The 23,305-nt window shown below is 45.8% G+C and carries 19 protein-coding genes; 7 read left to right on the top strand and 12 right to left on the bottom strand.

The window, feature by feature from the left end; genetic code table 11:
- The first annotated feature begins 83 nt into the window (after positions 1–83).
- Positions 84–1,037 (top strand): nitrilase family protein, encoded by a 954-nt coding sequence (locus QFZ48_RS22325; RefSeq protein WP_429063694.1) that lies wholly within the window; start codon positions 84–86, stop codon positions 1,035–1,037.
- 388 nt (positions 1,038–1,425) lie between these two features.
- Here the strand turns inward: QFZ48_RS22325 and QFZ48_RS22320 are convergent, their stop codons facing one another.
- The 3 genes from QFZ48_RS22320 to QFZ48_RS22310 all read right to left on the bottom strand — a co-directional run bounded on the left by QFZ48_RS22320 (position 1,426) and on the right by QFZ48_RS22310 (position 2,585).
- Positions 1,426–1,887, bottom strand: a complete 462-nt coding sequence (locus QFZ48_RS22320; RefSeq protein ID WP_429063692.1) for a hypothetical protein — start codon at positions 1,885–1,887, stop codon at positions 1,426–1,428.
- A 46-nt stretch (positions 1,888–1,933) separates the two neighbouring features.
- The gene (locus QFZ48_RS22315) at positions 1,934–2,194 is read right to left on the bottom strand and encodes a hypothetical protein (RefSeq protein ID WP_429063690.1); all 261 of its coding nucleotides are present in this window, start codon (positions 2,192–2,194) and stop codon (positions 1,934–1,936) included.
- A gap of 199 nt (positions 2,195–2,393) precedes the next feature.
- Entirely contained in the window at positions 2,394–2,585 is a 192-nt protein-coding gene (locus QFZ48_RS22310; protein WP_079472790.1) for a cold-shock protein, read from the bottom strand.
- Between the two features lie 261 nt (positions 2,586–2,846).
- Between QFZ48_RS22310 and QFZ48_RS22305 the strand changes: the two genes are divergently transcribed.
- Positions 2,847–4,130: an MFS transporter gene (locus QFZ48_RS22305; RefSeq protein WP_370907438.1), complete on the top strand. Its 1,284-nt coding sequence runs from the start codon at positions 2,847–2,849 to the stop codon at positions 4,128–4,130.
- Here QFZ48_RS22305 and rpiA read toward each other — a convergent pair.
- From rpiA to QFZ48_RS22280, 5 genes are read right to left on the bottom strand one after another with little or no spacing between them, the layout of a single operon-like run.
- Positions 4,096–4,797, bottom strand: a complete 702-nt coding sequence (gene rpiA / locus QFZ48_RS22300) for a ribose-5-phosphate isomerase RpiA (protein ID WP_429063688.1) — start codon at positions 4,795–4,797, stop codon at positions 4,096–4,098. The genes QFZ48_RS22305 and rpiA overlap by 35 nt on opposite strands.
- 27 nt (positions 4,798–4,824) lie before the next feature.
- Entirely contained in the window at positions 4,825–6,069 is a 1,245-nt protein-coding gene (locus tag QFZ48_RS22295; RefSeq protein ID WP_429063686.1) for an NAD(P)/FAD-dependent oxidoreductase, read from the bottom strand.
- Positions 6,070–6,080: 11 nt separating this feature from the next.
- Positions 6,081–7,082 carry a 4-hydroxyproline epimerase gene (locus tag QFZ48_RS22290; RefSeq protein WP_429049575.1) on the bottom strand — a complete coding sequence of 334 codons (1,002 nt, stop codon included), beginning with the start codon at positions 7,080–7,082 and terminating at the stop codon, positions 6,081–6,083.
- Positions 7,083–7,096: 14 nt separating this feature from the next.
- On the bottom strand, positions 7,097–8,686 hold the full coding sequence (locus tag QFZ48_RS22285; protein WP_429049577.1) for an aldehyde dehydrogenase (NADP(+)): 1,590 nt from the start codon (positions 8,684–8,686) through the stop codon (positions 7,097–7,099).
- Positions 8,683–9,606 carry a dihydrodipicolinate synthase family protein gene (locus QFZ48_RS22280; RefSeq protein ID WP_429049580.1) on the bottom strand — a complete coding sequence of 308 codons (924 nt, stop codon included), beginning with the start codon at positions 9,604–9,606 and terminating at the stop codon, positions 8,683–8,685. The genes QFZ48_RS22285 and QFZ48_RS22280 overlap by 4 nt, the downstream gene beginning before the upstream one ends.
- 205 nt (positions 9,607–9,811) lie before the next feature.
- Between QFZ48_RS22280 and QFZ48_RS22275 the strand changes: the two genes are divergently transcribed.
- The 4 genes from QFZ48_RS22275 to QFZ48_RS22260 all read left to right on the top strand — a co-directional run bounded on the left by QFZ48_RS22275 (position 9,812) and on the right by QFZ48_RS22260 (position 13,569).
- Complete coding sequence (locus QFZ48_RS22275) at positions 9,812–11,113, top strand: M28 family metallopeptidase (protein WP_429063684.1); 1,302 nt, start codon at positions 9,812–9,814, stop codon at positions 11,111–11,113.
- A gap of 64 nt (positions 11,114–11,177) precedes the next feature.
- A protein-coding gene (locus QFZ48_RS22270; RefSeq protein ID WP_394349268.1) for an IS3 family transposase occupies positions 11,178–12,277 on the top strand; the annotation gives its coding sequence in 2 pieces (ribosomal slippage) (positions 11,178–11,433 and positions 11,433–12,277; 1,101 coding nt in all).
- A 114-nt stretch (positions 12,278–12,391) separates the two neighbouring features.
- Positions 12,392–12,781, top strand: a complete 390-nt coding sequence (locus tag QFZ48_RS22265; RefSeq protein WP_429065527.1) for a M28 family peptidase — start codon at positions 12,392–12,394, stop codon at positions 12,779–12,781.
- A gap of 29 nt (positions 12,782–12,810) precedes the next feature.
- On the top strand, positions 12,811–13,569 hold the full coding sequence (locus tag QFZ48_RS22260; protein WP_429063682.1) for a zinc-dependent peptidase: 759 nt from the start codon (positions 12,811–12,813) through the stop codon (positions 13,567–13,569).
- A gap of 357 nt (positions 13,570–13,926) precedes the next feature.
- Here QFZ48_RS22260 and QFZ48_RS22255 read toward each other — a convergent pair whose 3' ends face one another.
- Positions 13,927–14,514, bottom strand: a complete 588-nt coding sequence (locus QFZ48_RS22255; protein WP_429063680.1) for a hypothetical protein — start codon at positions 14,512–14,514, stop codon at positions 13,927–13,929.
- Positions 14,515–14,688: 174 nt separating this feature from the next.
- Here QFZ48_RS22255 and QFZ48_RS22250 point away from each other — a divergent pair, with 174 nt between their 5' ends.
- Positions 14,689–15,033, top strand: a complete 345-nt coding sequence (locus QFZ48_RS22250; protein ID WP_429063678.1) for a helix-turn-helix domain-containing protein — start codon at positions 14,689–14,691, stop codon at positions 15,031–15,033.
- Between the two features lie 74 nt (positions 15,034–15,107).
- Here QFZ48_RS22250 and QFZ48_RS22245 read toward each other — a convergent pair whose 3' ends face one another.
- The 3 genes from QFZ48_RS22245 to QFZ48_RS22235 form a co-directional block, all read right to left on the bottom strand.
- Entirely contained in the window at positions 15,108–15,377 is a 270-nt protein-coding gene (locus QFZ48_RS22245; protein ID WP_429063676.1) for a hypothetical protein, read from the bottom strand.
- A complete protein-coding gene (locus QFZ48_RS22240; RefSeq protein WP_429063674.1) occupies positions 15,371–19,759 on the bottom strand; it encodes a DUF6443 domain-containing protein in 4,389 nt (1,462 codons plus the stop codon). The genes QFZ48_RS22245 and QFZ48_RS22240 overlap by 7 nt, the downstream gene beginning before the upstream one ends.
- A 77-nt stretch (positions 19,760–19,836) precedes the next feature.
- Entirely contained in the window at positions 19,837–23,244 is a 3,408-nt protein-coding gene (locus tag QFZ48_RS22235; RefSeq protein ID WP_429063672.1) for a hypothetical protein, read from the bottom strand.
- Positions 23,245–23,305: the final 61 nt, after the last annotated feature.

Raw genomic sequence — 23,305 nt, 5'->3', positions numbered from 1 at the left:
CGGCGAAAATAGCGGAGATATTGCGTGTAACCAAATGTAAAGTATCTTCGTTTTACTTTCTGCCAACAAAAAAATTTTCTCATATGAACGATCTGAAAATTGCTACCGCGCAATTTGAAAACAGGAGTAATGATAAAGCGTATAACCTGGGGGTTATCCGGGAGTTATCGCGGCAGGCTGCCGCTGATGGTGCAGATGCAGTGGCCTTTCACGAGTGTTCAGTGACAGGATATACCTTTGCGAGGAGTTTGTCGCGGGAGCAGATGCTGGAGCTGGCGGAAATAATCCCTGATGGCCCGTCTATCAAGGTATTACAGGATATTGCCGCTGAAAATAATATTGCCGTGCTGGCGGGATTATTTGAGAAAGATGCGGACGACAACCTGTTCAAAGCCTACGTATGTGTAGATAAAAACGGGCTGGTGGCGAAGTACCGCAAGCTGCATCCGTTTATCAATCCGCATTTACAACCGGGAAATGAATATGTAATTTTTGACCTGAAGGGATGGAAATGCAGCATATTGATTTGTTACGATAATAATATTACAGAGAATGTACGCGCAACGGCCCTGCTGGGTGCAGAAATCATTTTCATGCCGCATGTAACTATGTGTACGCCATCTACGCGGCCCGGCGCGGGTTTCGTGGATCCGGCGCTGTGGGAAAAACGCCGGGAAGATCCTACTTCGCTGCGATTGGAATTTGACGGCATGAAGGGCCGCTCCTGGCTGATGAAGTGGCTGCCGGCGCGTGCGTATGATAATGCGGTGTATGCTGTTTTCTCCAATCCTATCGGTATGGACGACGACCAGTTGAAAAACGGCTGTTCCATGATCATTGATCCGTTTGGTGATGTGATAGCAGAATGCCGGAAACTGGACAATGATGTAGTAACGGCTACGCTTACACGAAATAAGCTGACCGAAGCCGGTGGGTACCGGTATCGACTGGCACGCCGTCCTGATTTGTATGGAGAAGTGATTGCGGCGGCGCATACGCCGGTGCAAAAAGTAGTATGGCTCCAGGAAAAACCGTGAAGGCGCGGCGGATAAGCGTTCCGGAGCGGCGGTCCCCGGACTTGATAATTTAAACTAAATTATCATACAAATAAAAAAACACGATTGGTTGCGGGTTTTGGCTGACCGGCCATAAATAAAAGCGACAAATCCGGCTGACCGGTTATCTTTGCAACTCATTTACACCGTTTACAAAGCTTTAAGATAACCCGTTTTTTAGCTTCTTGTATAAGAGAACCGTTCCCTTGTGGAGCGGTTTTTTATTTCCCGGAGGCGCGGATTGCCGGGCGCCTTCGGCGCTTTTAAATTGTCTTGGAGCAGGATTAAACTTATTACGCTGATTTCACTGATTTGATTATTCCGGCGAGAAAGGGACTATTATTGGATATACATGGCTATAGCAGGGATATTACGTGGCGATGGGATGGGAAATACGGTGGGAATGGGGATGACATGGAGTAAAGGCGGAGTTCACGTGGACTTGATCAGGAACTGTACTGGCAGTAAGAGTTTTGGCGATTTTTTGTTTGGCGGTTATCGCGGGTACCACCTGCATGATATCGGCGGCCGAACTGCGGCGGTTCGCCAATATAGCCCCGTCTTCGGAGGTAATTATTTGTAAAACGTGCAACAGGGCGCCATTGCCCCGGAGGTGGTTATCCAGTATTACGCCGTTGAAGGGCCTGTGGAGGTCGATGGTGATGGTACTGGCACGGCTGCTGATGATGCGCCGTTGTATAAAGCTGATGCGGACAGCGATGGCGGAGAGATGGAGGTGTGTGGCACTTCCCTGGGAAAGCAGCTCCTGTGGGGGTATATCCCAGCTTCCTGCGGGCGTTAGCTGCGGTTGCCGGCAAAAAAACTGTGACACCGGGGTGTGCCTGTTGAACCGGAACCCTGCGAGATCCTGCAGGCGGTTATTCCCAGCCCTGATCAGTGCTTTTGAGGCGGTTTACGCAGGTGTTGTCCGGTATCATATCCAGCAGCGGGGCGATGGCATGCCGGATCAGCCTTCCCTTTTGGCTGGCCATGCCAAACTCCCGGGCAGACCACCTGGTAGCGCTGGTTTGCCGCACTGTTTGCGCCATTGCGCGGATAAAATAATTGCCATTTCTCCGGTAACCTACCTGGTTTTCCAGCTTACCGGTAAAAAGGACGATGCCTGTTTGTTTTGCCATAGTTTAATACACCTGTTTTTTAAAAAATTGTTTCCTTAAAAATACGAAAACAGGCTGGCTGGTGGGACACTGAAAGAAGAGTGAACAAAATGAACAAGAACGGGGCTGTTCATTCCTGTTTTATGCGTAAAAGTTTATGCATAAAAAAAACCGCCCTGGCAAAGCCAGCGCGGTTTATAACGAACTATTATAAAATAAATTATGCCAGTCTTACGTTAACAGCATTCGGGCCTTTTCTACCTTCTTCCACGTCAAAAACTACGCGGTCATTTTCGCCGATGCTTTCTTTGATACCAGATACGTGAACAAAAATTTCTTGTCCTGAACCTTCGATTTTAATGAATCCAAAACCTTTAGCTTCATTAAAAAATTTTACTACACCTGTTTGCATTATATTTAATATTTAATTGTGAACGTGTTCTCGCCATTATTATTACAGCAGGCGGCTACCTGGGCAACTAGAAGAAAGACTGTAAGAAAAAGCTGAATGTGAGAGGTGATCTACCAACAGAATTGCAATACATTATCCTTAAGAAGCAATACGAAGATAGGTGTTTTCCAGAATACAACCCTAATTTTTTTTCAACTTTTTCTTCGCCACCATGGCCTCCTGGCTCATAATTCCGTATTAAAATATATTTTCGCATTCTATATGAAACATCCTGACGCATGGCGAATTAAAGCCATATTAACCGGGTCTGCCGGCAACCTCGTAGAATGGTACGATTGGTACATTTACGCCACGTTTTCCCTTTATTTTGCGCCGGTCTTTTTTCCGAAGGGCAGTTATACCGCCCAGCTGCTTAATACGGCGGCCATATTTGCGGTGGGTTTCCTGATGCGGCCTATCGGCGGCTGGATGTTTGGCCGCATTGCCGATAAACAGGGGCGTAAAGCCTCTATGACGCTGTCGGTGCTCCTGATGTCGCTGGGCTCCCTGCTGATTGCATTTACCCCCTCCTATAACAGCATTGGCCTGGCGGCGCCCGCACTGCTGCTGATAGCGCGCCTGTTACAGGGCCTCAGCGTAGGCGGTGAATACGGCACTTCCGCTACTTATCTCAGTGAAGTAGCCACAAAGGACCTGCGGGGCTTTTATTCCAGTTTCCAGTATGTAACGCTCATAGGCGGGCAACTCGTAGCGCTTGGCGTGCAGATGTTGCTGCAAAAGGTATTCCTTACACCTGAGCAGCTGCACGAATGGGGATGGCGTATTCCGTTTGTGATCGGGGCCGCGCTGGCATTTTTTGCGCTGTACCTGCGCCGGCATATGCAGGAATCAACTTCTTTCGAAAAAATAAAAGCAACAAAAGATAAAGGCTCCCTGAAGCTGCTGTTTAAAAAGCATCCGCGGGCAGTGATGACAGTGGTAGGCTTAACGATGGGCGGTACCCTGGCCTTCTATACTTACACCACTTATATGCAGAAGTTCCTGGTAAACACCGTTCATCTTACAATAGAACACGCTACTACCCTCACCTTTTTCCTCATGCTTATTTTCGCGGTTTTGCAACCGCTTTTCGGCTGGATTTCAGATATCTATGGCCGGAAGCCTTTACTGATCGGCTTTGGAGTGTTAGGAACGCTGTTCACCGTTCCTATTCTTACGGGGATTAGCCATGCGGCCTCCGAATGGACGGCCTTCTGGCTTATTTTAATGGCGCTGCTGATCGTAAGCGGGTATACTTCCATCAATGCCGTGGTGAAAGCGGAAATGTTCCCCGCAGAGGTGCGGGCATTGGGTGTTGGATTTCCCTATGCCATTACGGTGGCGCTTTTTGGCGGCACGGCAGAACCTATTGCGCTGTACTTCAAAAAAATTGGGTATGAACCGCTGTACTATTGGTATGTAACCATCTGCATCTTTATTTCGCTGCTGGTATACGCCACTTCGCGGGATACTAAAAAGACGTCTTTGCTTGATAAGGATGCGTGATCTCCCTGACGGTGCCATCTGCGTTACCGATGATGAGCCGGCTGGCGTAGTGGAGAAATAAACCATTTTCCACTACGCCGGGAATGTTATTCAGCTGTGTATGCAGCGCGGCCGCATTGTGTATTTTCTGGTAATGACAATCGAGGATATAATTACCGTTATCTGTTACAAAGCGGTTATTATCCTTTAAACGCAGCGCGGGATGGGCTCCCAGCGCTGCCAGTTGTTTGAAGGTAAGCTCCCATCCAAACGTGGCTACTTCTACCGGTAAAGGAAATTTGCCCAGGTGCTTCACGAATTTTTTTTCGTCTATCACCACCAGCATTTCTTTGGATGCTGCTGCTATAATTTTTTCCCGCAGCAATGCGCCGCCGCCTCCTTTGATCAGTTGCAACTGGGCATCGGCTTCATCTGCCCCATCTATATCAATATCTATCTTTTCAATTTTTTCAAAATCCACCAGGGGGATCTGCTGTTCAACAGCCAGCTGCTCCGACTGTGCAGAAGTAGCGACTGCCTTTATTTCAAGACCGGCCCTAACTAACTCGCCTATACGCAGAATAGTGTAATATGCGGTGCTCCCGGTACCCAAACCAACGGTCATACCAGGCTTAATATACTCAGCGGCTTTTTCGCCTGCTGCTTTTTTTCCGATATCTGTTTGCATGGAACAAATATAACTATTAGCTGTTAGCTAACGATATCTTGCGGGAGAAAATGCGGCAATATCCATACTGGTATTGGCATTATTGGCCAGTTCCGCCAACAGCTTGCCTGTAGCGGGTCCCAGGCTGAGGCCCATCATAGCATGCCCCGTACCCATCAGCAGATTTGTATGGGAGGGCGCGTAACCGATATAAGGCAGGCCATCCGGCGAACAGGGGCGGCAACCGCTCCATACCTGATTTTTGTCGGGTATTTGTATAGGGAGATTTGTAAAATAACGGTTCACAGAATCCACGATCCCCGCCACACGGTTCATATTTACCTGGTCGTTCACCGGCGCTACTTCCATAGTGCCGCCATAACGCAAACGATTACCCATTGGCGTTAGTGCCACCCTTGCCTCGCAAAGGATGGCCGGAATATTTAAGTTTACGGATGGCGCCTCCAGGGTAACGGAATATCCCTTGCCGGGCATCATGGGCAGCCGTTCACCTGCCAGATGTGCTACAGCAGGGCTCCAGGAGCCGGTTGCCAATACAAACACGTCTGCAGTATGGGTTTCCTGCCCGGTTATTACCGCTGTTACTTTATTGCCATTGGTTCTGATCTTTGTTACTTCGCGATGCGGCAGGAACTGCACCTGTTTTTGTTCCAGGTATTGTTTCAGTTGCTGCATCAGGTCGTTGGGATAGAGATGGCTGTCGCAACGATAATGCACGCCGCCCAGTACATCCAGCTGTACCTGTGGCTCCAGCGCCTGCAGGGCGGCTTTATCCAGCACTACAGCGTCCAGTCCCATGCTATTGGCCTGGGCTGCGAGGTGTGCTTCTTCTTCCGCAACGGCTGCTGTTTTATAATACATGATAATGCCTTTCCGTTCCAGTCCGAAGTTAAACCCGGGCTGTTCTGCCAGCGATGTATACAAAGAGCGGCTGAGCAAATTAATATCCCGCAGCGGCTGCGCGGAAGCTTCCACATGCTTTGCGGTAGCGCTTTTCATGAATTTAAGCCCCCAGCCGATGAGTTGTTTATTGAGCGAAGGTTTTACATAAAACGGGCTTTTGCTGCTAAACATCCACCTGATTCCCTGTGAGATGATACCTGGTGCAGCCAGTGGTACAAAATGACTTGGAACAATCATGCCCATGTTTCCATAGGAGCAGTTGTTACTGAAATCTCCTTTATCGAGTACAGTTACATCCCAACCGCTTTCGTTCAGGTAATAAGCGGTACAAAGACCAATAATTCCACCACCGATGACGATTGCTTTCATGTTTTAATAAGTTAGATCACCTGGAATCCGTGTACATACGGGTCGTCGTCATCCAGTATAATAGTGTTATAGCCGGTTACCATTGCCCAGCCTTCGATGCCCGGTACAATAGCGGGTTTGCCGCCGATGGTGGTTTCTGCTTCAATGGTGCCGGTGAATTGTGAGCCGATGATGCTTTCATGGATAAAGCGGTCGCCTGCTTTCAGTTTCCCTTTGGCGTGCCACTGTGCCATCCTTGCGGATGTGCCGGTGCCGCAGGGTGAGCGGTCGATGGCTTTATCGCCGTAAAACACGGCATTGCGCGCGGTTGCCTCCGGGCTAATGGTGGCGCCGGTCCAGAGAATATGGCTTAATCCTTTGATGTGCTCATTCTCCGGATGCACAAAGGAATAATTTTCGTTTAGTCTTTTCCGTAGTTCCCGGCTCCAGGATACCAGTTGATCCGCAGTATGATTTTCCAGTCCTTCGAAGTTTTCCTGCGGATCTACTATTGCGTAGAAGTTACCGCCATAGGCCACATCTACTTTCAGCATGCCGAGATCGGGGCACATTACTTCCAGATTTTCTGCAGCGAGAAAAGATTTTACGTTGGTGAGCTTTACGGATTTCACTTTCTTTCCTTCCTGTACGTAGCTGACCAGTACCAGTCCTGCTGGTGTTTCCAGTCGCAGCTGGCCGGGGACTTTCGGGATGATCAGGCCTTGTTCAATGGCGATGGTAACGGTACCGATGGTACCATGGCCGCACATGGGCAGGCAGCCGCTGGTTTCAATATATAATACGCCTGTATCGTTTGCTTCATCAGTGGGTGGATACAGGATACTGCCGCTCATCATATCATGGCCACGGGGCTCAAACATGAGCCCTTTACGGATCCAGTCGAACTCCTGCAGGAAATGCAGTCGTTTTTCCATCATGTTGTTACCCTTCAACACCGGGCCGCCGCCGGCAACCAGTCGAACCGGGTTGCCGCAGGTATGCGCATCTATACAAAAAAAAGTCTTGGTGGACATAAGCATTTAATATTTTAACGACTAACGGTGTCCTTTGTCAGCTGACCATCTATTTTTCTCCAGATACCTAAGGGATTCTCATCTTTCAGGGCATCCGGAAGCAGCTGCTGTGGCCAGTCCTGGAAACATAGCGGTCGTGCAAAACGAATGATCGCCGATGCGCCCACAGAGGTACTTCGTATATCCGTGGTAGCAGGGAACGGGCCACCGTGATGCATGGCGTAACCGGGTTCCACGCCGGTAGGCACATTATTTAAAATAACGCGGCCTACTTTCTGGCACAGGGTTTCCACGGCTTCTTCATATGCTAACAAGTCCGTAGGCGTAGCCATTACAGTACCGGTTAGCTGACCGTGTAAATGTAATAACAACTTTGTCAGTTCCGTAGCATCTTTACATACTACCAGTAATGACGCGGGGCCAAACACTTCCTGTTGCAGTTCTTCATTGGCTATAAAATCCTGCGCCGCTACGCGGTAGAGCGCCGGAGAGCCTTTGGTAGCGTCTTTTTCCGGCTTGCCGGCATACAGGGTTTGCACTCCTTTGCGGCGCGACAGCTGGTCCCTGTTTTCATAATAGTGATAACAGATACCGGGATTGAGCATGGTTCCGGCGTTGATGGCAGCTAACTCCTTTTGCAATGCCACCACGAATTGTTCTGTGGCATCGCCGGCCAGTGCTACCAGGAGACCGGGGTTGGTGCAGAACTGCCCTGTGCCCAGTGTGATAGATTGCGCATACTGTTGCGCTGTTTGTTGCGCGGATTCCGCCAGTTTGCCGGGTAACAGCAGTACGGGGTTAATGCTGCCCATTTCCGCGTATACGGGGATAGGCTCGGCCCTTTGGTTCACTGCATCAAAGATAGCGGTGCCTGCCTTGAAGGAGCCTGTGAAGCCGATGGCTTTAATACCGGGATGTTTTACGAGTTGTTGTCCCAGCAATGCGCCCGGGCCATTCAGGCTGGAAAATACGCCATCGGGCATACCGCAGGATTGGGCTGCTTTCTGTATAGCGAAAGCCACCAGTTCGTTGGTGCCTAAATGAGATTCATGGGCTTTGACAATAACGGGGTTACCGGCAGCCAGTGCGGATGCGGTATCGCCTCCGGCAGTAGAGAATGCCAGCGGGAAATTGCTGGCAGGAAATACAAGTACGGGGCCCAATGGCACCAGCATTTTTCGGATATCCGCCCGCGGTAGCGGCGTACGTTCCGGTTGGGCCGGATCGATGATGGCCTCTACCCAGGAGCCTTCGCGCAGCACTGCTGCGAAGAGGCGAAGCTGGTTTACCGTACGCATACGTTCACCGGTAATGCGGGCCAGCGGGAGCCCGGATTCCGATACAGCCCTTTCCAGCAGCGGATCGCCGATAGCCAGTATTTCCGTTGCGATGGCTTCGAGGAATACGGCCCGTTGTTCCGGGGAAGTGTGGCGGTATGTTTTAAAAGCCGTAGCGGCTTTTTCCACTGCCAGGTTTACTTCTTCTGTTGTTGCTGTTGCGAACATTTCCGGCAGGGCGGCATTGCTAACGGGATCGTATGCACGAAGTGTATCCGTTCCCGTAGCAGCCGTCGTGAAGCCGATAATATTTTTGCCTGTTATCATGCAGGGAGTTTTAAGTAATCCGGTAGTTGCGGGCGTACAGCCAGTGCTGTTGCTATTACGTTTTCCGCGTAGGCCAGGTCGGCGCCCTGTGGTATGAGTCGTGGTGCGCGTACATTCTTAGTGCCGATACCTGTAGCAGTGGCTGCCAGTTTAATATATTGCACCAGTTTAGGATCGATGTCCAGTTCCAGTAGTGGCATAAACCAGCGGTAGATGGCCAGTGCTTCCGCGATGCGGCCGGCTTTCACGAGGCGATAGATGGCAACTGTTTCGCGGGGGAAGGCATCTACCAACCCAGCTACCCAACCATTGGAACCCAGTACCAGGCATTCCAGCGCCAGCGTATCCACGCCGCAGAGGATACTGAAACGATCGCCAAAGCGGTTGATCATGCGGGTTACGTTGGTGGTATCGCGGGTAGATTCTTTCACGGCCTGGATGTTGGGCGCTTTCGACAATTCTTCAAACATATCCAATGTAACGAGGATCTTATAATCCACCGGGTTGTTGTAGATCATAATTGGCAAAGAAGTGCTGCCTGCAATGGCGAGAAAGTAGGCCACTGTTTCGCGGTCGTCTGCCTTATAGCGCATGGGAGGCAGGAGCATCAGTCCTGCTGCACCGGCTTCCTCTGCGGCTTTCGCGCAGGCGATACCTGCAGCAGTAGTTTGCTCTGCAATATTCATCACTACCGGTACTTTACCAGCCAGAAAAGCCACTGCGTGTTTTACGAGCGCATACTTTTCTTCGTTCAGTAAACTACTGGCTTCTCCCAGCGAGCCGCCGAGGATAATACCATTAACGCCTGCATCGATCTGTGCCTGCAGGTTTTTGTCGAACATCTCATAATCAATATGATCATCCGCAGTAAAAGGGGTGAGCAGTGCGGGAAATACGCCTTGCCAGTTAATTGCTGCCATTTTTTCCTATCTTTTTTATGTCAACAAAAATAGCCGTGGAGGCCCGATAGCACGCTGCTGTAATTAATCAATACTACGCAGATTTTAACCGAAAAAACTCATCTTCTACCGAAATTTAAAAAATATCCGCATATTATCACCTCACCTATTTTTTGGAATTCTAGCTTAAGTCCGCTAATTTTTGCCCTGAATAAACCGTAAAACATTGAAAGTACCTATCATACTGGCGCTTGCAGCGCTTTTCCCCGGTACCGGGCTGAAAGCGCAGGATTCAACGGCCATCAAAGCTATTAACCCGGCAGATTTTGCACGGCACATCAGCGTACTTGCATCCGACGCCTTTGAGGGCCGTAAGCCCTTTACCCGCGGGGAAGACAGCTCCATTCAATACCTGGCGGCGCAGTTTAAGCAGCTGGGGTTAAAGCCCGGTAATGGCAACAGCTATTTCCAGGAAGTGCCGATGGTATCTATCAGTTCCAAGCCCGCCGGCAACCTGGTAATAAAAGGTGCGGGAGGTGAAGTATCGCTGCAATACCTCGAAGACTTTGTGGCCGCCACCCGCCGCGTGCAGGAGCAGGTAACCATTCCCACCAGCGAACTGGTATTTGCCGGCTATGGCATTGTAGCGCCGGAATATAACTGGAATGACTATAAAGGGCTGGATGTAAAAGGAAAGACGGTGATTGTAATGATCAACGACCCCGGCTTTGCCGACAGCACGCTGTTTAAAGGCCGCATCATGACCTACTACGGCCGCTGGACCTATAAATTTGAAGAGGCATCGAGGCAAGGCGCTGCCGGCGTAATCATCATCCATGAAACCGCCGCCGCCAGCTATCCCTGGAAGGTAGTGCGCAGCGGCTGGTCAAACTCCAAGCTGCACCTGCAAACCGCCAATAACAATATGCATCGTACAGCGCTGGAAGGATGGATCACACTGGATGCCGCCAGGAAGATCTTCCAGCTGGCCGGCCTAACACCTGATATTATGCAGCAGGCCAGGACAAAAGGTTTCAAGCCGGTAGACCTCCACCTGCAAACATCTCTCGTTATCAATAATACTATTAAAAAATCCACCTCGCATAATGTGCTGGCCGTATTACCGGGCGCCAAACGCCCGCAGGAATGTGTAGTATATTCGGCCCACTGGGATCATTTTGGTATAGGCGAGCCCGTTAAAGGCGACTCTATCTACAACGGCGCCGTAGATAATGCCACCGGCACCGCAGGACTGCTGGAACTGGCCACAGCCTTCACCAGGCTGCCACAGCGCCCGGCCCGCTCCCTCCTGTTCCTTTCCGTTACCGGCGAAGAACAAGGGCTGCTGGGATCGGAATACTACGCCGCGCATCCCGTGTTCCCGATGGAGAAGACCGTAGCAGATATCAATTTGGATGTACTCAATACGTTTGGCCGTACCCGCGACATCACGGTGATAGGTTTTGGCCAATCGGAGCTGGACGAATACGCGCTGCGCGCCGCCCGGAAACTGACCTCCTCCCAATAAATCGGGCCATTGAAAAGTAGAGAAATCGGGCAATAATTCATAATTTAAACATGAAAAATTGCTCATGAAAAAAACAAAATTTACCGAAAGCCAGATTGTGTTTGCGCTTAAGCAGGCGGACAGTGGTGTAAAGGTCCAAGAAGTATGCCGGCAAATGGGTGTCAGCGAAGCTACTTTTTACAACTGGAAGAAAAAGTATGGAGGACTTGGAATGAGTGAGCTAAGGCAACTGAAGCAACTTCAGGACGAAAATGCGAAGCTGAAGCAGATTGTCGCAGATTTAAGCCTGGACAAACAGATGTTGCAGGATGTGCTAAAAAAAAATCTTTGAAAACCCGTCAACTACGGCAGTTGGTAACCCATTTAACTGCCGACTACCAGGTATCCCTTCGAAGAGCCTGCCGCGTAGTTTGCATGCCCTGGTCCAATTGGCATTACCGTTCGCGCCGCCGAGAAGATCGGCACCTTCGCCAACGAATGCGCGAGATTTCAGAGGCGAGGGTCAGATATGGGATGTGGCGGATTTACATACTGTTACGCAGAGAGGGGTTTAAGGACAATCATAAAAGGATTCATAGGATCTACAAAGAAGAAGGGCTTAACCTACGCAGCAAAAGACCACGAAGGAATAAATCAGCGGCACACCGTCTGGAAAGACCCAATATCACTAATTTACACCAATGTTGGAGCATGGATTTCGTAGCCGATGCTCTCTTCGACGGACGTAAATTCAGGTCGTTAACTATAGTCGATAATTTTAGTCGCTACTGCCATGCGATCCGGGTCGGGAAATCCATCAAGGGGATAGATGTAGTGGAGGCTCTGGAAACTCTTAAGCGGGAGAATGGCACCGTCCCAAAACGGATACAAGTCGATAATGGAAGTGAATTTATCTCGAAGGATTTTGATCGATGGGCATATGAAAACAAGGTTGTGCTGGACTATTCTAGACCAGGTAAACCTACAGACAACCCATTCATAGAATCCTTCAACGGTTCATTCAGGGATGAGTGCTTAAACGTAAACTGGTTCTTATCCTTGGATGATGCCTATGAGAAAATTAGCAACTGGGTACAAGAGTATAATACCTTTAGACCACATAGCTCATTAAACGAGCTAACACCTGCTCAGTTTGTAGCCAATTGCAAACAGAACGAATATTGAGATGGTAGAAATAAAAATAAATCCTGATGATAAAAAGACGTCTTTTGCGGCAGTAGAATATAAACCAACGGCATCAGAAAAGACATCTTTTTCCCATCAGTTTTGTATCTTTAGATAGCCCGGCTTTCTCTATCTCACACTGACCCGACAAATGGGGGGACCTCAAAACAAGGCCGCGTCACCGTGCCTGAAGCCAATCCTGAAGGTGGCTGGTTTTTCCGCTCCGACCATTTCAACTTCGCCAAAAAGGGCGTGCCGGGATTGTATATCGGCCCCGGCAACGATGCCATCGGCCATGAAACCGGCTGGGGAAAGGAACAGACAGCTGCGTATAACCGCTTACGTTACCACTCCCCTGCCGATGAATTTAATGCCGCCACCTGGAACATGGACGGCATGGTAGAAGATATCCGCCTCTTATTTGACGTAGGCTACCACCTCAGCAATGAAAGCAGTTTCCCTGCATGGAAGAAAGGTTCAGAGTTTAAAGCATACAGAAAATAACTACAGACATGGTTTTATTCGGATTGATAATGATAGGACTCATCCTGTTCCTGTACTTTCAAAATATGTACGGCCGCAGGAAAGGGAAGAAAACGGCGGTGCCTGAAGGGTACCAGTCGTTGTTAGAAGAACATGTACGCTACTACCAGCAGCTGCAACCCACAGAAAAAACCCGCTTTGAAGGCATGCTGCAACGCTTCCTCAAAAGAACCAGCATAGAAGGCGTAGGCACCGAAGTGGAACCGCTGGACCGCGTGCTGGTAGCCGCCAGCGCCATCATCCCCATCTTCGGATTCAAAGACTGGGAATATTTCAATCTTACCAACGTAATCCTCTACCCCGATACTTTCGACGAAACTTACCAGTATGAAGGGAATCGACGTAACATCCTCGGCATGGTGGGCAGCGGCACACTGAACGGACAGATGATCCTTTCCCGCTCCGCGCTGCGGGAAGGCTTCTCCAATGTTACCGATAAAAATAATACCGCCATCCATGAATTTGTACACCTCCTGGATAAAACCGATGGTGTGATTGACGGCTTCCCAAGTAAACTACTGGATCACAGCTATAGCATCCCATGGATGAAACTGGTGCATCAAACGATCCAGGAGATTTCAGAAGGGCATACGGATATCAATCCTTATGGCGCGATGAATGAAGCGGAGTTTTTTGCGGTGATATCGGAGTACTTTTTTGAAAGACCGGATTTATTGGCGGAGAAGCACCCGGAGTTGTATGGGATGCTGGTGAAGATATTCAGGCAGGACCCTGCGGGGAAGGGGTGATGAGAATCTAAAGAAGCCGCAAGCATTCAACTTGCGGCTTCTTTAGATTTAAGTTTATTTGAGAGCTCTGTTGTAGAAAAATCACTTTCCAGATTGCTGCAATCTAAACGAATGCCAATTCGAACTGTTTCTGCGACAATCGACAACGGCGGATAAAGCCCCTCTAACTCCTAATTGCCAACCTCCAATTCATGTTTTACAAAAATTATGCTGTCCAGTTTGGCATTTTGAAGAATATTCTTATGACGTAAATTTAAGTACTTCAGCACTTCTGCTCGCAATTTATCTGAACTATTAGATGATTTATTCTCATTTTTCAAAACTACAAGTATGTCATTGGTTTTAAATTCTCCTTCCTTAAAAAAATAAAACACTAATTCTCTTAATATTTTCAAATAACTCGTTTGAGTTATCGATAGGAATTGGTGTATATTTTCCTTCTTGTACTATTTCTCCCTGGTATCCATAGGCTGTCCATTTTCCATCAGGAATTCCATTCTTAAAATGAATTGAATTTGAAACTTTTCCGTTGTCAAACTTAATCACTGCTATTCCACTAAATGGTTTGTTATCTTTTTGGCCCTGTTCAGCTTCTGTTAGCACTTTCAGCGGCTTTACCTGTTCCTGCTTCCGGGCCTCGATCTGTTGCAGGCGGTAGCCTTCCAACTGATCGGTGATTTCCCCCAGCGCCTGTACTACTGGACTACTGCCCACTTCCAGCCGGTCGGCTATTAACCTGGATAGCTTTTCCTCCTGGTGATGGTTATAAAGATCAAGATTCTGACGGATGGCAAGACCCGCAATATCAGGATGGTCAAGATAGTGATTGAACTTACGGTTCAATACTTCCACCTTCAACGTTACCCGCATCCGGTCTAAACCATCCAACCGGATACCTCCCAGGATTGTAAACCCTAGTTCCCTCCGTTTGGTAAGTAATGGCATCCTGATTATCGATATTGATCTTAGCCATAAAAAATATTTTTTCTTCACCTATTGGTGACAAAGATAATGGATAGGTAAATTAAAAAACAAACTTTTCATTGTTGTTTTTCACCTATCAATAAACTAATTTTACTAAAACGCCGATCAATCAGGCATTTTCATCACTTATTAGGTATGGATTTAGGTAATAAAATAGTACAACTGCGTAAAGAGAAGGATCTTAACCGGGACGAACTCGGTAGGGCGGTAGGCACCTCCGGTGCTATCATTGGCCGTTATGAGCGTAATGAGATTACGCCATCTGTGGAAGTAGCCGCAAAAATTGCGGACGCGCTGGACGTTAGCCTGGATTATTTGGTGGGTAACACTACCTTTTTAGTGAAAGATAAAAAAATGCTCTATCGCCTGGAGCTGCTGGATAAAATTTCAGAAGAAGACCGTAATACCATACTACGGGTGGTCGATGCTTTCTTAAAAGAAGCCCAACTCACCACTACTGCTAAAAAATTAAAAGCATAAAATATAAAAGCCGCAAGTGATTACCTGCGGCTCTCTGTTTTATGACGTTTGGACTACCTTAATTATTACCTACATTAAAAGCCCCATATTACTTCCTCTTCATTATTAATAACAACAACTAATCTAAAACTATAGTTAATATCAATATTAATTGCATTCTGAGTAGAATATCTAACATCAATGATATTACTAACATCATCCTCGCAACTTTTATAGTCAACTATTTTTAATTTCAAACTTTGTCCAGGCTCTAATTTATAATCTGTACAAGGTGGATCTATAATAATCAACAAAGGCTCCTCTGTTGTATTTTCAAATTTTAAAATCAAATCTGTACTTACCATAGCTTTAATACTTTATTAATCGTTTCCAAACGTGCTTGTTGAACGGAGTAATCTTTCTCTCTGGATTTAAATGTATCAATTGCCTTTATTAACTGGCCCTGGTATTGCTTTAAGCCTTGCTTGGTAACGATACCTTCCGATTTGAGATTCTTTACAAAACTCTTGTTAATATCTCCTGCAAATGTCCTGGTCGCTTCAGCTGCTTTAGCAAAGTCCCCTCCAGATGTTTTCGCCAAGCCAAGAGCATCATTATATGCTCCCAAATTTAATTTAGTCGCTTGTTCCGCTGCCTGACCCGTTGTCCTCATAACCATTCCCTCGGCAGCCCCTGATAATTTTCCTAACATTTGAAAAGCCTTACCTACAGGAATAGAGGACAAAATACTAATCGTTGCATCAGCCTTATTCATAGGTTGGCCAGTCTGAAGATCTTTACCCGTAAACAGTGCTTGCGCTCCATTTCCAGCAAAATAAACTGGATTTAAATTTTGATTTACGCCTGCTACAAATTCAGTTACTGTACCTAAGGCATATTGCCCTGCAAATTTGAGTGCAGATCCAATACCAGTTGGAGCGGTAAGGTTATACTCCCTACCTGTAACAAGTCCAACCTGTTTAATTGGATCACCTGGTCCTCCTTCCGGCTCATCCCCTAAAAAGTCGTTATATCTGATGGGATTATCATAGTTCGATACATACGGCGACCATGCTTCCATATTCTCTATCTTTGGATCTATCTGATTCCATCGTCCTATCTGTGGATCAAGATTTCGCAATTGAGCATCATATATATCAAGATCCAGATCATCTGTAAACTCTATACCATTATACTTCTTCCTATTCTCCGGATAATTCGCACCTTTTAATGCATTGGAACTTATCCCACTCATGGTGAGACCAAATGGATAATAATGCGTCTCCTCCAGCAACGGTCCACTTGCCTGCGCCACTACTACATTATCAAAAAACACATCCTGCGGGCTTTCATTACTTGTGTAAACATACAGAAACCCACTCTTCTCCACCACCATTTTATCCTGGGTCAATGTCTGTAATTGATCTGGTTCTGCTTTTACTTGCTTAACTCCGCTGTTCCCATCCACTAATTTAAACTGATCATCGAACAAAACAAAATTAAGATACGCTTTGGGTCTGTCAATGTTTTGCTGATCGGGCTCCTTTTCTTTCAGACGCTGGTAATCATTATTGTAGAAGCTGCTGTTAAACGGCGTTGCCTGTTCATACGAAGCCATCCCGTGGGTGGCATCTATGGAGGCGCCTCCATTAAATACCTGTACCAGATCCTCCAGCATGCTTTCCGCAGGTGCAGTTGGGGTATTCTTATTTTGAGGTCCTGTGGATTTATAGAAAGCTTTGGCTCCTATCTGGATTGTATCCCCTGCCATCACCCGTAGTACAAGGGAGGGACCTATCTTTTTGCCTCCATTGGCGGCTGTCAGCTTCGACACAGATGCGTTATTACCGGCACTCTCATCTGATGGGTACCCTACTGGTTTAGCCGAACGGGTATTATCAATATTGCTAAACAAAGCTGTTTCAGTTGCGGCTGCGGACGTTTCCATTGTTGCAGCATACATTGAGAAATCTGTTTGTTCTGTGAGCACCATCCGTACATTTCCGAGATGATCCTTTACAAAGTAATCGTACTTAAACGCAAAAGGCTGACCGGGTTGAAAAACAGCACGTACACGTCCTTCCTCATGACCTAAAAACTGCAAGGTGTCATTCTGATACACAAAACTACCTATATAGTCTGTGGTAGTGATTTTAGCCGGAGTTACTGTGTTGTCTGTAACCGTCTTCTTCAGTTTATTACCAGCAGCATCGTATTGATACTTAATGACGCCCTTACCGGTAATAGCTATACTATCAGGCAGATTGAGGTAATTATAACGAATAGCGGCTATATTTTTATTGGCATCTTTAGTAAGATTGCCGTTAACATCATAAGTATAATCCGCTGTTTCATTGTTATTGATCTCCTTAAAATCACCCAACTGACTTTGTGTGTTATTTGTCCTGTCTGTTACGAAGGATAATTTATTACTACCTGTAAGATAACCATACTTTAAGCTGTCAATAGTTTGTACAACTGTACCGTTCAATCCTTTCTGGTTCATGGATAAAATATTACCATTGGCATCATAGGACAAGCCGCTTACCGAGAAATTAGCAAGGTTATCCGTCCAGTTGGTACTACCTGTGTTCTGTTGGGTAAACTGTCCTCCCGTCAGACGACTGGCTTTATCATAATTATATCCATAAGCACGGGCAATGCCATTGCTGCGGCTTTTCCATCTGGCTCCGGATATATTGCCGTTATACTGGGAGGTGGTAAAGCCATAGTCATAACTCAGGTCCTGCCCAAACCAATTAGAAGTACTTCCTGCTGTGGAAATAAAGTCTTTATTAATTCCCTTCAGCCAGCCGCGGATATTATATTCATAGTTCAACGTTTCCAGCTGTGTGGTACTTGTTACGCCCAAACGTTTCTTCTTTAGCTGACCTAATTCATCATATTCATTTACAGCTATTGTTTTTTCCTGGTTCACATCATTATTCAACCGCTTTTTAATGTTAAGCAGACGGCCACCGGCATCGTATGCCAACATCGTTAACACCTCGGTTTGTGGAATGGTGCCGCAGCGCTGATTCCTATGGCGGAGATAGGTGCTTAATAACTTCCCGTTAAAATCATACAGGTTAGTGGCTACGTCTTGTCCTCCGCTGAGATTATCTGATAATGTCTGGATCAGCCGTCCCTTGTCGTTGTAATAGTTGGTGGTTGTCAACCATTGATCGGAACCCAGCACTCTTACTTTGGTGCCGGTAACCAGCCCTTTTATCATAGTGCTGGCCACGGCAGGTAATGCCTCTGCATTTAAGTTGCTACCGGCTTGCGGTTTAGTGATATCGGTACTGGCGTAGTTTTGCTTGCCTGCAAATCCGTAATTCTCGTAAAAGGTATAAGTTAGCGGTATTAGTGCACTCATGGGTATGTTCGGCAGCGGATTGGTAACCGTAACATTTGCATTGCCATTAAGAGCCGAGGCATTAATTTCTGCAGTCACTTCCACGCCCGTTCCGGTATCAAAACCATCGGTAAGTGTGATACTGTTGGTGGCCACATAGGAACTACTTCCATTATGAGATGCCAATACCAGGTCGGCTGTTCCGGGGAAGTCATACGACAGGCTTTGTGTATTGCTGGTTGCCGTATTCATAGTACTTTGCAATGTAGCCCGGTCAGTAGCTACATTGTAAAGGGCAGTCATCGTAGGCCGGTTCAGTCCATCATAAAAAGTAACCAGCCAACTTTTGCCCTTCATATTGCCATCCCGGGAGAAAGCCAATCTGTCGCGTACATCATACACCATTTCTGTTGAATCAGCGCCGGGTACTTTTTTTACGATCATGCGGTTACGCCCATCGTACCGGTAGATAAAACAGAGTTCAGCTGCGATAGCGGTGCTGATTGTCCAGTTACTGATAATAGCTTCCACTGCCTTAGGAGGAATTACAAAACGCAGATTTCCCAGGTCATCATATGCATAATAGGTACATAGCCAGCCCATGTGGCCAGTACCCGGATTTGCACCCAGTTGTACTTTTTTAAGAAGAACTTTCCCTTCTTTATCCTTGTACTCAACTACCTGGTTATTTGCTTCATCGATTGATATGTTCTTATACAGCTGACCGGCTGCATACATGCGCCCCGTTACGCTGGTTGGGATAATAGCTCCGGCTACAAAATCCCAGATACGCACCGAATCCGTCACAGCATTTATCAGGTATTGACTTTCCACCGGGTGATTCCCTCCCCTTTCAACCGTTGAAGGATCATTCTTTGCCCAGCTGTTACCTGGAGCATAGGATTTCAATACCCGGTTCAGAGGTGATGCCTCATAATCAACACGACTATAATACACATTTTCTCCACTGGCGCCGGGCACCTGTGTTTGGTAGAAACTCTTTTGCGCGTTAAAGGGATCTGTTTTAAACTTGCCATCTTTTACGCCTTGCGGAACATAAGGCAAATATTTAGTCTGTTCTCTTCCAAATTGATCATAAACTACGGGAGACACAATATCGTTACCACCAAAGCTCATTGCTTTTGATACGGTTTGTAATGGTCTGCCAAGTCCGTCTACATAGGTGGTTGTTTGCCTTACCTCCGCCACCGACCGACTGGATGATGCCACATAGGCAGTATCAGTGGTTGGTGTTGCAGGTTCCCAGGTGCGGAGGTAGTTGATTGCCGAACTGGTATAGGCCGAGGGAATTGCAACAGGGATGGCTGTTGGCAATTGTGTTCCTCCGGGGGTTTGGGCTTGTACGTTGACTGCGATTAAAAGCAACAATATACAATAGGTTATTTTTAAAATACGGGGCGACAGATAAGACATATAATTACTTTAGGTGTCTGCAATTAGCTTAGTTAATTCGTTTGTTTGTATCGATAATCAAACTGTTTCAATATCTTTCCGTTCTGGTCTTTTATAAGCCTAAGTCTTCCAAAACCATCATACTCATAAAAGATTGTTTTACCAGAAGGATCTGTTTCAGATGTCATTCCTTTCAACAGGCTATAAGTATATGTAGTTACCATTGCTCCTGGAAGTTTTATTCTCAGATCTGCCAGTTCTGCACGTAATTGGACATCGTCAGTAGGATTATCGAGAATACTTTGATTAACATACTGTTTCACCGTATCGTACTCCGCCCCGATCACCCTGGCCACAGGATACATTCCTCCATATCCCCATAAATAAGCTTCCTTAACATCATTTGTTTTTTGCTGCTCTGTCAGATTTCCCCTGACATCATATTTGTTGAAAGAAATACGTTCTGTATAGCGGGAATCTTTGGTAACAGCTCCTGTAAGATTCCTTGATGCTACAAAATCAGTTATCGGCACATTGCTTTGTAAACTGTAAACCTTATCCTTTAGAGGTAAATCTGAACGAAATGAAGAGAAATAAGAGGATAGCAACCGTGCATTGGTACCATCCGAATTTGCCTTATAACTGCTAAACTCTATTTCTGGTGCATATACATGCCTTTGCTGCAATAACTTAACACCGGCAGTTGTCGCATCTGTAGCTGTCAGGTTCCCATAATCAGACGCTCTCAGAATATTGGTAATAATCATTTCACCTTTGCTGTCGTTCTTCTTTGTTTGCTTCAGTAAAGTGGTAGTGGTATCATAATCGTATTGTTCCTTAACAATATTTACACTGCCATTATCATCATATGTTTTCACAACAACACTATCAAGTGTGCTATATCCGGATGTATAGTTAAAAGTGGCATGCCTGAAATATTCCTGTAACTGGTATTCATGATGAGCATTGCTCCAAAATGGATAAGAGCTGCCTGGCACCAAATACCTGGATGCAAAAAATGCCTCTCCATAAGCTTTTCTATTACGTTTTAAGGCAGAATAACTTCTCTTCTCATCTGATACCAGGGATGTTCCTGTTCCCTGAATTTTATATACAGATTTTCCTAGTAATCTCCCATAGGTCCAACTATTACCTGTAAAAGGTGGATAAGGTATGAACTTATAATTTTCTCCACCGGGGGAATCGTCAATATTATTATCAAAGGAGGTAATCGTATACCCGTTAGTAGTACCAGTTGTAAGATTGCGTTGTGTTTCCTTTACTGTGCCATATCCAATTACGCCACCCATCATATCAATAATGGGATAAAGACTACTGGAAGAGATTACCTTCTCCTGTTCATTTGAGTAGCCATCGTTTTGCCCGGATAAATCAGTATAGAGAAAATCAGCGTACTTCTCAAAATAATAATTTCCGTTCCATGGAGGTCTTACACCATTACTATATTCATAATCCCTCACCACTGTGTTTCCTGATACGGAATCGATGTCTGTTACACTTTTAAGTCTTATTCCACCAGCTGCAACATTGTCTACTGTTGTGATATACTCCGTATGACAATTAAAAGGCGCAATCTTCATATTGCAAAAAATATCATCCGCGCTTCCTGGGTAAGTCTGGCCAGTATTTTTAGGATACACATAATATGTTCCTTTATTCAATATCAAATTTTTTGTGCACGTTGGGTAGGGATATTGCGAATAACTATCACAAAATAATGAGCTATTCCGATAGGTATAAATGAGATTATTAGTGGCACTATCTCTTATTTCGATGTAGTAATACGGTGGAAAATTACTATACCTGGCATCAAGTGAAGTGACAACTTCTACAGCAGAACTATTAACAGAAACATGAAATTCACGTGGTGCCAGAGCATCTGGATCATTGGGAATAAGAGGTGCAAACTGTACTCCGGTAAAATTAGTGTTAATGTTACCATCACATACCTCAACAGGCTCAGTTGTTGATATAGATTCACTGAAGTGAGGCTCATACACAAAAGTTGTACTGCCACCAGTAGGATATTGAATATTTGTAAGAACAGCCTGGATCGCATAATTAAAATCCGGCTTTTTCAAAAGTGTCAAATCCTTTTGATATCCCATAAATGCATCAAAGCTTCTGCCAGGAATAATGTCGCCAATCCCTTTATAACTTTTCCCATTGGCAAATCCCCACGTATCTCCACCGGACATCAATCGCGAAGGCAACCCTATTGAATGCTCATAGTCGAAAAGATAAGGGGGTAAAGAGCTACCACTTCCACCAGTTTCCTTAACACTATGTAACATTAACCTCAGTTCCTCTTTGGCAGCGGTTCCGGGCACTTCAGCATCTTTATATAAAAAGGTTTTATACAAATACCGGTATTCAAAATTGTATGACTTTACCTTATTATTCTTCACGTTATAAAGAACAATACTGTCTAAACATTTTCCTTGCTGCATATCTTTACGGTCGGTATTTCCATAGAATTGCAGATAACCACCATTGAACTTTATAAACTTTATACGCTGTGATTCGATCTGATTTTTAAAGTTGGTCCTGCTTTTATACGGTGTAAGTTTCGGTGAAAGATTACCGGCTAGTTGTTTAGAGGAATGAATGTCACTCGAACCAGAAGTCCAGTAATAGGTATCGGCAGTTTCATATACAAAACTGATGGTATCTTTCTTACTGGCACTTATAATATTGGTCAGATGCCAATTGAATATATAACTTTCAGATACATGAGTAAAATCATCAGCGGGCTGGGGGCTGAATTCATCATTGATATAGGTATATGGCGTAGTTACAGACAATTCAGGTGTCAGAAACTGGTATTGAGTACCATTTTCGTCTGTAAGATTAAACCCGATAATCGCATTACCTACAGTAATACCTGTATACGAATTTCTATAATTAGTCTGAATTATAGGAGTTATCAAATTACTTGAATAAGGAATTGGATAAACATTTTTCTGGTAATCAAAAACAAATTTACCGCTTATACCCGATACGTTATAACTGAAAAGATCTGGCTGTGCATCCAGCTTTCCTAAACTATAAAGGTTCACCTTATCATATTCCATATACGGGTTGTCTGGAACAAATGTTATCGGATACCGGGCCCAGAATCCATCACTTAAATTATCATCCACCTGTCCCCCCATCATAGTTCTATTGATCACGCCACCTGCGTTTATAGACCATCCTATTCCTACCTCTGAACCAACATCATTGACCCTGATCCCTCCTGAACTGTAAGACAGTGAAACTGGCAAGGATAATTCTCCGGATTTAATTTCAAATAAAGGAATGCTGACAGGTGCAGTTCCGGTGAAACTACCTAGCGGCCAGTTTCCATATCGTTGTATAGCTGCCACATTAGGGGAAGGCAGTATAACATTTTTTGTATTAAGATAATTATTCTGGGCGCTCAGAAATAAAGGGAACATAGAAAGAAAGATTGAAAGACATCTTACTTTTTGACAGAAATTGCTAGGCATATTGTGTTAA

Origin of the sequence: Chitinophaga sp. W2I13, assembly GCF_050434005.1 — a bacterium.
Taxonomy (GTDB): Bacteria; Bacteroidota; Bacteroidia; order Chitinophagales; family Chitinophagaceae; genus Chitinophaga.
Note: the sequence above shows the minus strand (reverse complement) of the source record. Positions and strands in the feature narration are given on the sequence as shown.